The organism is Sphingomonas sp. Ant20, assembly GCF_000783375.1.
Lineage (GTDB): Bacteria > Pseudomonadota > Alphaproteobacteria > Sphingomonadales > Sphingomonadaceae > Sphingomonas > Sphingomonas aerolata.
In genome coordinates, this window is sequence record NZ_JRVI01000014.1 from 52,591 (window position 1) to 66,486 (window position 13,896).

13 protein-coding genes and 2 pseudogenes are annotated in these 13,896 nt (G+C 61.9%); 1 reads left to right on the top strand and 14 read right to left on the bottom strand.

Annotated features, from left to right (window positions below; genetic code table 11):
- Window positions 1-47 precede the first annotated feature (47 nt).
- A complete protein-coding gene (locus NI18_RS26430; protein WP_037528231.1) occupies window positions 48-668 on the top strand; it encodes a TetR/AcrR family transcriptional regulator in 621 nt (206 codons plus the stop codon).
- Between the two features lie 102 nt (window positions 669-770).
- Here NI18_RS26430 and NI18_RS22995 read toward each other — a convergent pair.
- From NI18_RS22995 to NI18_RS03860, 14 genes and pseudogenes are all read right to left on the bottom strand, one after another.
- A pseudogene (locus NI18_RS22995) lies at window positions 771-1,340 on the bottom strand (LysR family transcriptional regulator); the annotation flags it as partial.
- 655 nt (window positions 1,341-1,995) lie between these two features.
- On the bottom strand, window positions 1,996-2,439 hold the full coding sequence (locus NI18_RS25485) for a hypothetical protein (protein WP_031439399.1): 444 nt from the start codon (window positions 2,437-2,439) through the stop codon (window positions 1,996-1,998).
- Between the two features lie 103 nt (window positions 2,440-2,542).
- Window positions 2,543-2,746 (bottom strand): DUF5818 domain-containing protein, encoded by a 204-nt coding sequence (locus NI18_RS26435; protein ID WP_081874104.1) that lies wholly within the window; start codon window positions 2,744-2,746, stop codon window positions 2,543-2,545.
- A 109-nt stretch (window positions 2,747-2,855) separates the two neighbouring features.
- Entirely contained in the window at window positions 2,856-3,251 is a 396-nt protein-coding gene (locus tag NI18_RS26440; RefSeq protein WP_306286222.1) for a hypothetical protein, read from the bottom strand.
- Between the two features lie 316 nt (window positions 3,252-3,567).
- A complete protein-coding gene (locus NI18_RS03820; RefSeq protein WP_037528240.1) occupies window positions 3,568-4,782 on the bottom strand; it encodes a restriction endonuclease in 1,215 nt (404 codons plus the stop codon).
- Window positions 4,783-4,815: 33 nt separating this feature from the next.
- Entirely contained in the window at window positions 4,816-6,942 is a 2,127-nt protein-coding gene (locus tag NI18_RS03825) for a hypothetical protein (protein ID WP_037528242.1), read from the bottom strand.
- Window positions 6,943-7,228: 286 nt separating this feature from the next.
- A complete protein-coding gene (locus NI18_RS03830) occupies window positions 7,229-8,011 on the bottom strand; it encodes a gamma-glutamyl-gamma-aminobutyrate hydrolase family protein (protein WP_306286223.1) in 783 nt (260 codons plus the stop codon).
- Window positions 8,008-8,962 (bottom strand): annotated as a pseudogene (epsC, locus tag NI18_RS03835) (serine O-acetyltransferase EpsC). Before epsC ends, NI18_RS03830 begins: the two are co-directional and overlap by 4 nt.
- A complete protein-coding gene (locus tag NI18_RS03840) occupies window positions 8,959-9,777 on the bottom strand; it encodes a PhnD/SsuA/transferrin family substrate-binding protein (RefSeq protein ID WP_052148969.1) in 819 nt (272 codons plus the stop codon). Before NI18_RS03840 ends, epsC begins: the two are co-directional and overlap by 4 nt.
- Window positions 9,774-10,367 carry a fatty acid desaturase gene (locus NI18_RS03845; protein WP_306286225.1) on the bottom strand — a complete coding sequence of 198 codons (594 nt, stop codon included), beginning with the start codon at window positions 10,365-10,367 and terminating at the stop codon, window positions 9,774-9,776. Before NI18_RS03845 ends, NI18_RS03840 begins: the two co-directional genes overlap by 4 nt.
- Window positions 10,364-10,618 carry a fatty acid desaturase gene (locus tag NI18_RS26445; RefSeq protein WP_306286226.1) on the bottom strand — a complete coding sequence of 85 codons (255 nt, stop codon included), beginning with the start codon at window positions 10,616-10,618 and terminating at the stop codon, window positions 10,364-10,366. Before NI18_RS26445 ends, NI18_RS03845 begins: the two co-directional genes overlap by 4 nt.
- Window positions 10,619-10,837: 219 nt before the next feature.
- Window positions 10,838-11,428, bottom strand: coding sequence for an alpha/beta hydrolase (locus NI18_RS22030; RefSeq protein WP_052148970.1), 591 nt, complete (start codon window positions 11,426-11,428; stop codon window positions 10,838-10,840).
- 187 nt (window positions 11,429-11,615) lie between these two features.
- Window positions 11,616-12,920, bottom strand: coding sequence for an MFS transporter (locus NI18_RS03855; protein WP_084215025.1), 1,305 nt, complete (start codon window positions 12,918-12,920; stop codon window positions 11,616-11,618).
- A 189-nt stretch (window positions 12,921-13,109) separates the two neighbouring features.
- Entirely contained in the window at window positions 13,110-13,790 is a 681-nt protein-coding gene (locus NI18_RS03860) for a TauD/TfdA family dioxygenase (protein ID WP_198526935.1), read from the bottom strand.
- Window positions 13,791-13,896: the final 106 nt, after the last annotated feature.

The following is a 13,896-nucleotide window of genomic DNA, read 5'->3' on the forward strand; positions in this document are numbered from 1 at the left end:
AAGGTTCAAGCTATTATTTATCGATCATTCCATATCGGGCACGAGACATGACAGACACGAAAGCCCGTCGTGGCGCAGGCCGCCCTCGAGAGTTCAACACTGACGCTGCGCTCGACAAGGCGGTACGGCTGTTCTGGCAGCGCGGCTACGAGGCGACGTCGATGGCCGATCTGGTGGCGGAGACTGGCGTCGCCGCCGCCAGTCTCTATGCGGCGTTTGACAACAAGGCGGGGCTGTTCGCGGCGGTGATCGAGCGCTACGCCGCGACGTTCAGCGTCCACCTCTATGAACCCATCAACGATCCGGCGTTGTCCACCTTCGAGGCCGTCAAAGGCCTGCTGGAACGAGCGGCGTCATCGTTCTCGGAACCTGAAACGCCGGCCGGCTGCTTCATGTATTCGGCAGCGGCAGCCGTGTCGCCCGCGTCCGCCGCCATCGAATGCCTGCTGCGCGACAAGCGTATCGCGGCGGAGGCCCTCCTGATCGAGCGTTTACATCGGGGCGCCGCGCAGGGCGAGCTTGCGGCCGATACTGATCCGGCCGTCCTAGGCAAATTCATCAATACGGTCATGGAAGGCATGTCCGTTCAAGCGCGCGACGGCGCTACGATCAACGAACTTTTCTCCATCGCTGAAATGGCACTCGATCGATGGCCGGCTGCGGTTTGATCGTCCAGGCGAGATCGTCCTCGGTGTTCTTGCAACAAACATCTGTCCACTTACAGCCGAATCCAGTCCGTATGCCCGAACTGACCTGAAGCCGACCAGGCACACATGCTGCGCCAGATCGTCGAGGCTGGCTGGCGTCCCATGCCGCGCCAGATACGCCGGCGATGCGCAGATATGCTGCGGCTGCTCCACCAGCGTCTTCGCCATCAGCCCGGCCGCATCCCTGCTCCGCCCGAAGCGGACGACAAGATCCACCCCCTCTTCGATCGGGTCGATTACCCGGTCGGTGAAGCTGAGGGACAGTTGCAGGTCGGGGTTGGCCTTGCAGATCTCAGTTAGCAAGGGAACCAGCACACGGCACCCGAACGCGGCAGGCATGTCGATCCGCAAGCGGCCGCGAGGGGCTTCGCCATGCCCACCCAGCGCGTCTTCCGTGTCGCGCAGGATGTCGATCGCGGCGACGCAGCTCGCCAAGTACGCCTCTCCGCTGACGGTGAGCGTCAGGTTGCGCGTTGATCGGGTGAACAGGGTTTCGCCAAGCCGTTCCTCGAGACGCGTGATGGCCTTGCTTACGGCGGATTTGGTGAGGCCGAGCCGTTCGGCTGCTCGAGTGAAGCTGGCGGCGTTGGCGACCTCGACAAAGACGGCGATGCCGTTGAAATGATCTGTCATGCTCGCCTGTCCGTCGTCGGTGGGTACCGCGATACCTCGATTCCCGGTGCTTTTCGAGAATTCGATAAGCGGGTGAGTTCATGCCAGCGCGGCAGAATGCGAACGATCCAATCTACGCGTTTCGCGCATCCTGCCCGTCCAGCGTACGTTTCGGCTCTCCCAAATGACCATGGTTTTCAGGACAAAGGCGGAAAAGCGAGCGGCAGCTATAGACCCCCACGTGTCCGATAGCTGCCGGGCAGAAAAGTCCCCAATCGTAGCCGTTGAGATCCGGGTTCAGCACGGAGATTTTTCTCGCCGCGACACCGCCTCGCAGGACGTTCTCGAGGCAGAGACAGAGACGTTCCTCGTTACCCAGCACGGAGGCTCATCGGTGCCGTTTGATTGGGTTCCGTATGGTCCTCGTTGGTTAAGACCTCAGCCGGACCAGGCGAGCAAATCGACCAGAAATCTAACGTCGTTCTCTTACGTTAAACAGACCATCCTGGAGCTGGTGCACTTAGAGCATACCCTAAAAGCACTGTGATGAAGACGGACGTTTCGCACCGGCTTGGATCTCGGGCAGGGGGGGGAGCGCGCGGTATCCCGTTAAAGTTCGTGCTATCAATGACACCGTTTCTGCAAGGCTGGTCGTGCGACGGCGTCAGCTAGGTGATCATGCCGTCCGAGGCATGTCGGTTATCGACGCCGTCACTGCCCTGACGTCCTGGATGTCCGATGCCTTCGTAACTGCTGCCATCAGATCGACGTCCGTCAGATCGCGGTGATCGATCCACCATTTGGCGTCAGTGACCCGAAGGCATGCGCTACAGTCGGCGTCGCTGTTTGAGTTGGTTAGCGCTGCGAGCCGCTTGGTCCTGATCGTCGACGCCCATCCGATTTGCCGATCGGTCCCCGCTAGCGGCGGAAGAACAAGGTGTGAGACAGCGGCGCTGCTCAACGCTGCCGCAGCGACCTCCTCAGCCCGCTTTTTCGCAACGAAGCAGTCTCGACAGGTAGTCGTCTTCAGCCACTTGGCTTTACGTTCCTGCTGGCTTTCAAAGCCGGTAAGATGATGAGCCTGCTCATGACCGCAGGCATGAATGATCCGCTGTTCCATGGCATGGATGATGCCCGTTCGTGGTTTGTGCGCAACGCCAATGAGTCAGGTTGAATCAGAATCGCGGCCAGTGGCTGACGACTGAACAGGAATGTCCAGCCAACTAAGCTGGCGCAACGCCGTCAGCGTTCACCAGATTTCGGCCAACCAGTGTGCCGATGAGCCGGACGCGCTTTTCTACCAGATCTACGGGGGTACGATGCAATTCCAGCTCGTAGCGGCCACCGACATCGCGGCGAAGATAGAAGGCTCCGCCATCGCGGACCAACGTGCCTATCTCGTTGATCCGCGTACCAATCGCTATCATCGCTATGTCGTCGCTCCGTTGATGATCATGCAAAATTGCGGGCGATCCTTGGGGCAGCCGATGCTCCTTGGTAGTCCCATGATCCTGCTAATTCATTCCTGACCGGTCTCTAAAGACTGATATTCCGCCGCGCCATTTCAACGAATGCCATATCCCCGATTGATGAGCGGGGCTCGGCTTTAAAGATGTCAGCCAAATCGAGCAGATCCTCGTTGGAAAGGTCCGCGATCGAGGCTTCGATCTCGGCAAGGCGCCGCACGGCGTGATCGCCGCGATCGGCGACCCGCTTCATTCTTGTCTTGAGCATGCCGCCTTTTATCATAAACGTCGCGGGGGCGGCAGGGGCATTTACGGCCGGTTGGCTGAGGTAATTCGGCCAAAAATGCCTGCTATCTGCAGGCGGAAGAAGCTTCTTTGATGGAGAACCGCACCGCGTTCTGGCAGCAGATTCCAAAGCTGCAGGAACGCACAGCTTCAAAGAGCGAACGGCGCCATCGCGGTGCATGCGGACTGCCCGCATTTGCGGTAAAAACTGGTGGAAAGCTGCCGGTCCGCTTTCGGGTGACGGCCGGCGGTAACCGGACATTCATTCAACGGCAGGGTAGAGGCCCCGAACCCTGCGCGGGTGGGAATCTGCCTGTCTGATTGCTGGCGGCAATCGGACGGGAGCAGGCGTTCATTCAGCTAGTCGTGTAGCAGCTACGACTATTTGGTCATCCAGATGGTGCTTCTCGGATCGCAAAAGCACTCGTGACTTCTTGCAAAATTCAAGCGGAGCAGATCGCTTTGCAGAGTGGGGGTGTTGAACGGTCTTGCCCGTCTCAATCGCAGAGATCGAAGTGTGCTGGCGTCCCGTTCCAAGGCGAGAACAGGTTGCTACCCGTCCAGTAGCTGACTTCGTGGTTGCAAACGGATCGCTTTGCACGGAAGACTGTGTCCGCCGACAGTCGAGCGAGGCAGGCGGGGCCGATGTCGGGGACTTCGAGGCCCCTCTGGCCATAGCCATCGTCCGATATCGTTCGTGCGGGTATGGCCATCAGTAGCGCCGCGTGCTTGGTCTCCTTCAGCACGATTGCGAACTGGTTCATAATCATCGAGTAGCCGGTGTTCGCGTGAACGATGCGGGGATCGGGTATCGCTAGGTCTTGGATCAAACGCGAGACCACTTCGGGCGCGATTAGCTTGGATTTGTCGCGGATGATCCCGTTGCTCGCGTTCCGACACCAGTCCCGCACATGCTCGGACGTCGCGAGCGTCATCGGGATCTTGGTTCTGCTGGCGAATCTACGCGCTGACGGCAGATAGTCGGAGGTCGTGACGAAGACGCTTCTCTGCGCCGCCTCCACATCGGCCACACCGTGAAGTGCCGCGACGGCGGAGAGGTCGATCTTGTTCTTCGGTGCGTAGTGCTTAGCCTGGACGAGGGTCAGTACGTCGCCAAGCGGATCGCGTTGCAGGATCCGAATGTCGACGCCACCGTCGTTGGTGCCTGGGCCGAGTTCGCAGGTGAACCCTTGGTTCTGGAAGATCCTGAAGAGAAGTATCTCATACTCTCTCCACGTCAGGCGCTCAAGATCGGCCGGACGCTTCGCGAAATGTAAATACAGCTCCTCGTGGATGTCAGCCACGTCCTGCTGGACCAGGCTGCAGACCCACTGCCAGTTCGCCTGGTCGAGGAACGGCTGGAGCAGCGGGCTTTCGTCCGCGGGGTATATGTGTGCGCTGACGGCGTCGTTTCGCTCATACCAGAAGCCGTGGCGTTTCAGCAGTTCGTGGAATTCTAAGTCGAGGCCATCGAATTCGCCGTCGAGCGCTCGGCCCAGGTCGCCGTCGAAATGGAGGATCGTAACGACGGGCGTGATCCCAGGTTCTCCGTCGACCCGTTCCGCGTAGGACTGGAAGCCGCAGTCGAACCAGAGTTCGTGCCGGGTGGCCCATTCCTGGACCGACCGCTGGAGATCTGCGACTACGGCGTCGAGCTCTCCGTCGGACGGCGGTCGCGGCACACCGGATTCGTCAGTTTCCCCCGGCTTCATAGATCACATCGCCTGTTGGAAGTGGACAACATGCTACTTCTTCGAAAAGTCGATCTGCAGCTTCTCCCGGTACACTCCAATCCGTTTGCTCGCCCGGTCCACGATGTCCTCGTAAAGGAGGGTCTCAGCATACAGCTCGCCCAGCATGCGTCCGGTGTCTGGATCTTCTAGAGCACTAGTGTGGAAGAAGCTGCGGCCGGACGCGAACTTCTTCCAGCCGATCATTCCCAGCGGATCGACCGTGTCTCCGATTAGATAGCCGTAGAACTTCTTGAGGCGTCCGTTCGACTTCGCTGCAAGCAGATGCGCGTAGCGCGACAGGTCGCCGATGTGCTCATCCAATGGAACGCTCGGCGCCTTGAATTCTATGATGATCGCCGAGCCCTCTTCTCCAAAGATCGCGATGTCGGGTCTCTTGGCGGAATGATCCTTGGTCCGGCGGCGCAGGGTCTCCGCCAGCTCGGCGTCGATGTTAGGATCGAACAGCTTCCCTCCGTCGTCCCATTCGATCTGGGAGAGCGGCTTATCGGACGCGATGTAGTCGTAGTACTGATATTCCTCGCTCAGGAGCCAGATGTCGTGGTCGGCCGTCTCACGGCTGTCCTTCCGCATCGGGAAGAAGATGCTATGGATGATTTGCTCATCCTTGCGACGGTGGCCGTCTTTGGCGGCCTGCACGGCGAGGCCGCGTCCGCAGGCGAGCTTTAGGATCTCAACGATCGCCGCCCGACGGACGACGAGCTGAGAGAGGTTCGCCATGTCGAACGTCTTCAGGGACGAGGTGTACTTCCACGATAGCTCGTTGATCTTGTGGCGGAAGTCGGCGGTGTGCGGTTCAGCCGTCTCGATCTCCGCGCGCAGGTCGAAAATCTCGGCGGTGTCGGCGACGATGCGTTCCTGATACTTCTTCAGCACGCGCTCGGCAACGGACTTGGCGGTGTCGCCGTAGATGACCCGCGTGTCGGTGTCGGTGAGCATCGCCTGGATCACGCCGAACTTGTCGGCCACGTCCTTGATGACGTCATCCTTGCTCCAGCCGGAGGGGGTGACCATCTCCGCGATCATGGGATCGATCTGTTCGTAGATGTCGGCGAATGCGACGGTAGCGTCCGTGAAGAGGTCGTAAACCGGCATCTCGTCGGGGATCTCGTGGAATCCGTCGCGCTGCTCGTTAACGCGCCGGTCGAGGAGGTCGGCCTCGATCAGAACGATGTGGTGAAAGCCTTCGATCGGGCGATTCTGCTCGGCGACCGTCTTCAGGTATCTCCTGGTTATGTCGAGCACCGGCGAGGATCTGGCGCAGAACGAGATCGCGTTGCGCGGAAGGTCGAAGGTCTGGGCGTCCAGTCGGTAGTGGGAGAGCGTGAAGCTCTGGGTGCTCCCTAGCGGGTCACCGGATTGAGGATCGCGTTCGGCGACCTCGGTAGACCTGACCACCGTGACTTCCGGTAGATCCGCTGCTGTCAGGCTGCTCCGCTTTCTGCTACCATCGGAGTGTCGGGTTTCAAACGCGATCACGAATTCGCCCAACTGCGACGTGAGGCTCACAAGGCGCTGCAGGAACGCGATCAGCATGTGGCGGCGCATGTTCGCGGCCGAGAAGACGTCGGCCAAGGCTTCGGTCTTGAAAAGCTTTACCCAGGTCGCGTCTCTGAGTCCCTCGAGCCTGATCGCGGTGCCTATCTGGCGTTCGTCGCCGTCGCTGATGATGAAGTCGGCGGCGTCAATTTTCTTGCGTGCGGCGTCGGGCACGAGTGTGCGGGTCGCGACCCCCGCCTCGTTGCGGAACGTGCTCCGCACCCCCACGCGCTCGAAGTGGTGAAAGTACTGGATGCGGCCCGAACCCTTGCACTTGCCGATCCCGGCGATGGCGAGGTCATCTTTATATGACGTGTCCTTGGTCACGAACGCGTCGGCCTGGTCGTCACCGAAGCCGCAGCCATTGTCAGTGCAGGTGATCGATATGTTAGTGCCATCGGCAAGCAGGCCAGACGACGTAATGTCGACCTCAATCGAGACCGCAAGACTCCGCGCTCCTGGATCGGCGTGCTGCCGGATAAGGAAAGCGTCGATCGAGTTCGAGATTAGTTCTTCAAGGACGACGTATCCGTCTGAACTCATCTTGGTGTTCTTCAGGCTTCCACGAATATCGAGCGTCATTAGGAGTCCATCGGAAAGCTCACGTCAGTGAGGCAGTCTTGCGGGCGCGAATGACCCGAAGTCAAGTGCGTGGGTAGCCGCCGCCCGCTCCCCAGTTCGGTCTCGAATCAGTCGCGGGGCCTGCCAAGGAGCAGGTCGCCGGGCCTGCGGGCACGACATCAAATATGAATGAATGGCAAGAGTTGGAAAGCGGGGAGGGTGGCCAGAACGTCCGGGTATGCGTCTAATGATTACCAAGACAGTTATCGGCCTAGCTGTTTAGCGGATAGGCTACGCGGGTGTTAGCTTACGAAGTCATCGAGTTTCGAAGCGACCGGCCGATGAGAGAGAAAAATGCGCGACTGGCGTCGCTAACCGCGACATCCCATTCGGGATGCCATTGGACGGCGACGACGTCACCGCCGCAGGGCCGTGCAGAAAATGCCTCGATCAGGCCGTCGTCGGTTGCAACCGCCTCGACGCTGAGACCCCCACCAAGTCGATCGACGCCCTGGCGATGGACCGACGTCACCGTGACGTTCGACCGCGCCATCGCCGTTTCGAGCAGCCCGCCGGTCTGCAAGGCGACATCGTGGACATGATCGAACAGCGTTTCATACGCCGTCGCGTCGCCGTTCTCGCGGTGGTGCCCCGCTTCGGCATCGGTCAGCGTACCACCGAACAGAACGTTCAGTTCCTGCAGTCCGCGACAGATGCCGAAGACCGGTCGGCTCGCCTCGATCATCTGCGCGGCAAGATCGAACGCCACGGTATCGCGGTCGAGATCCAGCGTATCGGCTGCCACGTCGACCCCGCCGTAGCGGTCGCCAGCGACATTCGACCGCGATCCGGTGAGCAGCAGGCCATCGAGCCGAGTCGCCAGCGACCGGGCGTCCAGTGCGTCCGCAACCGCCGGTACCAGCAGAACAGTCGCGTCCGCATACTGCACGAGCGGATCGATGAAGCGGGTGGCGACCGCCTGGATCGGACGATCGGCGACTTCGTTGCAGCACACCACGCCGATCACCGGGCGTGCGGGCTCCGCATCGCGACGGCTGGCATCGCGACACGAGGGAAAGAATCGCGTCACGCGGTTCGCCCGCGCAACGTCTCGTGCAACTGGGTGGCGGCGTCGCCTTTCAGGATCAACGCGGTCGGCTGCGCCACGACGCTGTCGGGCGGCACGTCCTCCAGCAGCCAGACATTGCCACCGATCGTCGCGCCGCGACCGATCGTCACGCGCCCCAGGATGGTGGCCCCGGCATAGATCACCACGTCGTCCTCGACGATCGGATGGCGGGCCAATCGCTCACGCACGGACATGTCCGTCACGCCGAGCGGGCTGCGCGCGCCGAGTGTTACATGCTGGTAGATCTGGACGCGGTCGCCCACGATCGCGGTCTCGCCGATCACCACGCCGGTGCCGTGGTCAATGAAGACACCCCGCCCGATTGTGGCGCCGGGATGGATGTCTATGCCGGTACGCGTGTTGGCGAGTTCGGACACGATCCGCGCAACGATCGGCGCTCCCAGATCGTAAAGCGCATGCGCGATGCGGTGATGGAGCATGGCCACGATACCGGGATAGCAGATCAGGATTTCATCTGCGCTGCGTGCCGCCGGATCGCCAAGAAACGCGGCGCGGACATCGGCGTCGACCAATTCTCGGATCGCGCCAAGTTCACCGACGAAGAGGCGGACGATCATCGCCGACTGGCCGGGATCGAACGCTTGTGCTGACTCCTCCTGCCAATAGGCGAATTCGCTTTCGACCTGTCGCTGCAAGATCGTTAAAGCGCGGCGCAACGCCGCGGCGACGAACCTGTCTTCCCCCCGCGCTATCCCCGGCATAGCCGCCAAGTCGCCCGGGAAACAGCGCGACGACGAGATCGCCGATCGCGCGCTCGACCTCGATGCGCGACGGGAAATGAGCGACGCTGTGTCGTCCACCATCTTCGCGTCGCCAAGCGGCGCGTGCCGCCCGCAGGGCCGCGATGGCGTCGTCGAGATCGGGCACTTGCTGATGTGGCGCGACGGTCATCGCAGGTCCGGATAACCATAGCGGATCGCCGACTGTTCTAACCTAAGGATCGGGGCCAGCGCGTCGACGTTCGCGGTCACAATACCTGCTAACGCGAGCACGGCGCGATCGTCCGCGAGGCGAGGGTCCGTCATGACCTGCTGCAAGGCCAGCCGCAGCGCCGCGATCGTCTCGATACTCGTGTTCGCCGACGTCACAAACGGCAGGGTCGGAGAGGCGGGGCTGCGCGCGACGATCTTGAGCGGGGCGGTCAGATCGGGTTCGTGACGTATCAGCGTGGCATAGGTGACGGTGTCGATCGCGGCGATATCCGCGTCCGCTGCGGTGATCGCGGCGACACTGGCGCGGTGCGATCCGGTCTGCACCACGCTGGCGAAGAAGACATCCGTCTCGGCGATCGGCGCCAGTGTCGCACGGAACAGGTTCATGCCGGTGTTCGACTGCGGATCGTTGATCGCGGCGCGGGTGTCGCGATAGTCGCTGAGCAAGCTGTGTCCGTCGTTCGCGCGCGCCACCAGCACGCTGGCATGCGTCGCGTCGCTATTCGTCGCCCCCGGCACGTCGTAGATCGGCAAGGCGATGACTTGCAGAGCAAGGCTATCGTCGGCGATCAGCGGATAGCCGCACGCCTGGCCGAACAGCAGGCTCGTGTCCCGCCAGAGGTCATGAACGTGACGCGTCCTGTCGAGGACATCGGGCACGCCTTCGACGCCGCGCGTGCGCAGGATACGGGCGATTGCGGACCAGATTCGATCGTTCGCGCCTTGTTGCGCCGGATGATCGTACATCCCGAGCGACGCGACCAGTCGCGTCATGCGGAGCGTGCCCGGTGATCGGGATGAAGCATGTCGTCATGCGATCGAAACGCGAACCGGCTTAGGATCTCGCCATAGCCGCGATACACCGGCGCGCCTTGCGCCACGAACCGGTCCCGGTGGCTGCGGTGATAGGACGGCAGGCGATACCAGGCGAGCCGTGGACGTTCGTGGTGGGCGGCATGGAGATTATTGTTGAGATACAGCAAGGCGAACAGACCGCCCCGCTCGACGATGGCGGCGCGTCCGGGGCTCGCCAGGTCGGCGCGATGCTCGGCATAGGAACGCAGCATCGTCAGCGCGGTGCCTGGATAGACGAAGGCCAGCAGATAGGTGGCAAGGGGTAATCCGACATGATCCAGCCACCACAAAACCCCGGCGACGCCGATCAGATGCGGTGTCCAGTCTCGCGCGACAGCAGCAGGACTGCGGACGGCACGTCGCGCCTCGCCGATCAGGAATCGGCCAATCGACAAGGTTGGGCCGAAGATCATCTGGCCGACCAGGGTCGATTGCAGCGAAGCGGCGAGGGCGCCGTGCCGCGATAGACGGTAACGCGATTCGGGATCGTGTCGGGGATCGGTGATCACCTTGGCGCATGATGTGCGAGATGGCTTCGGCGATATAGCCGATACGGCAGCCAGAGCGACAAGGGGGCAAAGCCGATCGCGCTGTCGATCCGGCCGACTCCGGTCGGATGGCCGTGGATCGTCTCGTGTTGCAGCGATCCCTGCCAGGCGACCAGCCATCCGCCGAGGACGACCAGCACGGGTAGCGGAACCTGCGCGTGAAACGCAGTAAGCGCTATCCAGCTGGCGTATATCAGGACGGCGATGGCCAACGTAGGCCACTCTAGGGCGGGCATCCTCGCGACGACGTTTCGCATATCACCTCCATTGCTCCTGCTAACATCCCCTTTATCGATGGGAATTAAAAGCAAGCAAAGGTGCGTGGATGGGATAGGTTTGCTTCGCTGCCACGATAGGAAGCGCACTGCCACCAAACGAAAAATATGGCGATTTCTGCCAGCGCGCTCACATCGCCGAATGCACGGCTGGTCTCACTTAACGGCCGCCGTGCAGCTAGGCGTCACCGATTGCTGGATGATACGATGCGCGGCAACGACGTCGCGATTGACGACGGCGGAAGTGAAGCGATCGATGATGGCGCGTAGGCGGCTGGTCGGCGCCGTCGCCGCATTCAGTAGCGGGCCATCGATGAGGCGACTGCCCCATTCCACGCCCAAACGCTGCGCTTCGTCATCAGCACCGACGACGATCGACGGGAAGGGCAATCCGATTTTCGGTGCCGCAAAATGACCGTGATGCGAGCCTGCGCCTCCGGGGGCGACCAACAGGGCGCCCGCAACGTTCGCGGTATAGGCTTTAGGCGACAGTCGGGCCCACCATGCGGCGGCCGCACAGGCGCTGCCCTGTGCCAGGAGCATGACCGCACGATCGGACGCCGATACGGCGGCATCAATCCGCGCGGCCAGCGCTGTTCGCTCAGCAGCGGTACGACTGTGAACAGCGATATACTGCGCATCGCCAAACCGCGGCAACTCCCGGATCCGCCCGAATATAGAGACGGCCTTGTCGGGGACGAGTGCGATGAGCGTCAGCCGACGGCTATCCAGGATAGCAACAGACACAATCGGTCTCCCTTTGCATGAGCGGTTAATGCTGCCTTCATCCGATCAGTGGCGCAACATAGCTGCTCAGATACGCGCCAGACCGTTCTATCTTGGGTCTCGACCGATCTCAGGACCGCTAGCTTCCGCTGCGATATGGCTGTCCTGGCCACCAAATCATGCAAAGCGGCGCTTTCCACCTTCAGGCTCAGTGAGATCCTTCAGCCTGAAAAGGCTTTTCGGGGTGCATGAAGAACGACAGACCGGCGCCGACCAAGAGTAGCGCCAGCGAGGCGCAGAACGGGATCGACCAGCTGCCAGTCAGGTCTACCGCCGCGCCGAACACCAGCGGAGAGAGGATACCGGCAATGCCGAAGCCGAAATTCATCATGCCGCTGGCGGTGCCGGCATATTGCGGCGCGATGTCCATCGGTACGGCCCAGATCGGCGCCACCACAAGCTCGGAGAAGAAGAAGGCGAGCGACAGGCATATGGCTACCGTCGTCAGATCGTGAGTGAGGACCACGGGCACGAGAAACACGAAAGCGCCGACCATCCCGACGATGATCAGATTGCGCCGCGCCGCCTGCAGGCTGCCGGTCTTGCGGTAGATATAGTCACTGGCTGCTCCACCGACCCAGTCGCCGATCACGCCACCCAACAGCACGCCGCCCGAGAACAGCGCCGAGTGCTTCAGGTCGAGACCGTAATTTTTGAAGAAGAACGAAGGGAGCCAGGTCAGGAACACCCACAACGTCCAGCCATAGCAGAAATCGACGGCTGTTACGGGCGCGATCCGTCGCGCGAGCCGCCACCACGGGACGGGAGGCGTGGTGGCAGCCTGTTGCGCGGCCGGGGCCAGTTCGGCGCGTTCCTCGTCGGACATGCCGGGGTGGCGTTCAGGGTTCTCCCGCGCGACCACCAGCCACAGGATTACCCAGACCGCGCTTGCAAGTCCGAGCACCACGAACGCCCCTCGCCAGGATACGAGGGCCATCAAACCGACCAGCAGCGGCGGGGTCAGCGCATTGCCGAGGCGTGCCGCGGCATGCGTGATCCCTTGCGCAAAGCCCCAGCGCGCCGGTGGCAACCACGTCGCCATTGCACGCGTCGCTGCCGGAAAAGCGAACCCCTCGCCAATGCCCAGCGCGAGACGCAGTGCGAACAGCGATGCCATCCCGCCCACCAGCCCGGTCAACACCGTCGTCACGCAGACGATCGCACCGCAAATCAGCAGCATGCGTCGCGGCCCGAAGCGGTCGATGACCCGACCGCCGGAAAGCTGGATTAGCGCATAGGGATAGGAAAAGGCGGAGATTGCGAGGCCGAACTGGGTGTTGCTCATCCCGAGTTCGGCGGTCATCCGCGGGCCCACCGTCGCCAGGTTCACCCGGTCGATGTAAAGGACCAGATACATCAGGCAGAGTACCGCGAGGATGCGGTTCGGGATGCTCATCCACCGCGGCACGTGACGGGCGACCGCCTCGGACCGGCCCAAGCCACGGCCCGTCATGCAGGTCGACCCGTCCCCTTGATCTGCGTCCTGTGCATCACACGCCGCGCTGCCGGATCGAACGCATCACGGCGGTGCATGGTGCAGCGATTGTCCCACAGCACCAGATCACCCTTGCGCCATTGATGGCTCCAGCCAAATCGGTCGCCGTCGACATGATCCCAAAGCTCGTCGAGCAGCGCTTCGGATTCAGCCAGATCCAGACCATCGATATAGGCATTTCGCCGGCGGCGAGATACAGTGCGGGACGCCCGGTCTCTGGATGCGTGTAGACCAACGGGTGCAGACTGCGGGTGCCTCGCGCGGATCGTCGCTCGGCGTGACGCCCTGGCGCAGGAAACCACCGCTGTTGTAGGTGCCGTCGTGCTTTACGCGGCGTCCGGCGATGCGCGCCTTCAGGTCATCGGGCAGCGCCGTGTACACGGCGTACATATCGATAAAGCTCGTATTGCCGCCCGTCGGTGGCACTTCCAGCGCATAAAGCGCGCTCGCCTGGGGCGGGACTTCGACATAGGACATGTCGGTGTGCCAGACCGCTTCGCCATTGCCGAGGCTGCCGATCGGGACGCCGCCCTCGACCACGTTCGAGACGACATAGAGTTCGGGCAGCCCCTCGACGAAACGGCGGCCGGTTTCCTGGATAGGCGCGAGATCGAGGTCCCCGAACCGACGGCTGAAGGCGATCAGATCCGCATCCGACAGCGATTGGTCGCGGACCAGCAGGACGAGATTGTCGAGCCAGGCTCGGTGCAGGTCGGCGAACTGCCGATCATCGAGCGTCCGAAGATCGATGCCCCGAACCTCCGCGCCTACGCCCTTTCCCGTTGTGACCACGTCGAGGCGAAGTCGGCTCGCCAGAATATCGCCCATCATACGTACTCCACAATCGCACGTTCGCAGTCGACGAAGGTCGACTGCCGCATGACGGTTTTAACGATCGACCCCCGATGTGGGCCGCAAAGCATTTGTTTGGGCC

Coding starts and splice junctions, on each gene's coding strand:
- NI18_RS26430 (WP_037528231.1), top strand. CDS start 48: ATGACAGACACGAAAGCCCGTCGTGGCGCAGGCCGCCCTCGAGAGTTC.
- NI18_RS25485 (WP_031439399.1), bottom strand. CDS start 2,439: ATGGAACAGCGGATCATTCATGCCTGCGGTCATGAGCAGGCTCATCAT.
- NI18_RS26435 (WP_081874104.1), bottom strand. CDS start 2,746: ATGATAGCGATTGGTACGCGGATCAACGAGATAGGCACGTTGGTCCGC.
- NI18_RS26440 (WP_306286222.1), bottom strand. CDS start 3,251: ATGCACCGCGATGGCGCCGTTCGCTCTTTGAAGCTGTGCGTTCCTGCA.
- NI18_RS03820 (WP_037528240.1), bottom strand. CDS start 4,782: ATGAAGCCGGGGGAAACTGACGAATCCGGTGTGCCGCGACCGCCGTCC.
- NI18_RS03825 (WP_037528242.1), bottom strand. CDS start 6,942: ATGACGCTCGATATTCGTGGAAGCCTGAAGAACACCAAGATGAGTTCA.
- NI18_RS03840 (WP_052148969.1), bottom strand. CDS start 9,777: ATGACGCGACTGGTCGCGTCGCTCGGGATGTACGATCATCCGGCGCAA.
- NI18_RS03855 (WP_084215025.1), bottom strand. CDS start 12,920: ATGACGGGCCGTGGCTTGGGCCGGTCCGAGGCGGTCGCCCGTCACGTG.
- NI18_RS03860 (WP_198526935.1), bottom strand. CDS start 13,790: ATGGGCGATATTCTGGCGAGCCGACTTCGCCTCGACGTGGTCACAACG.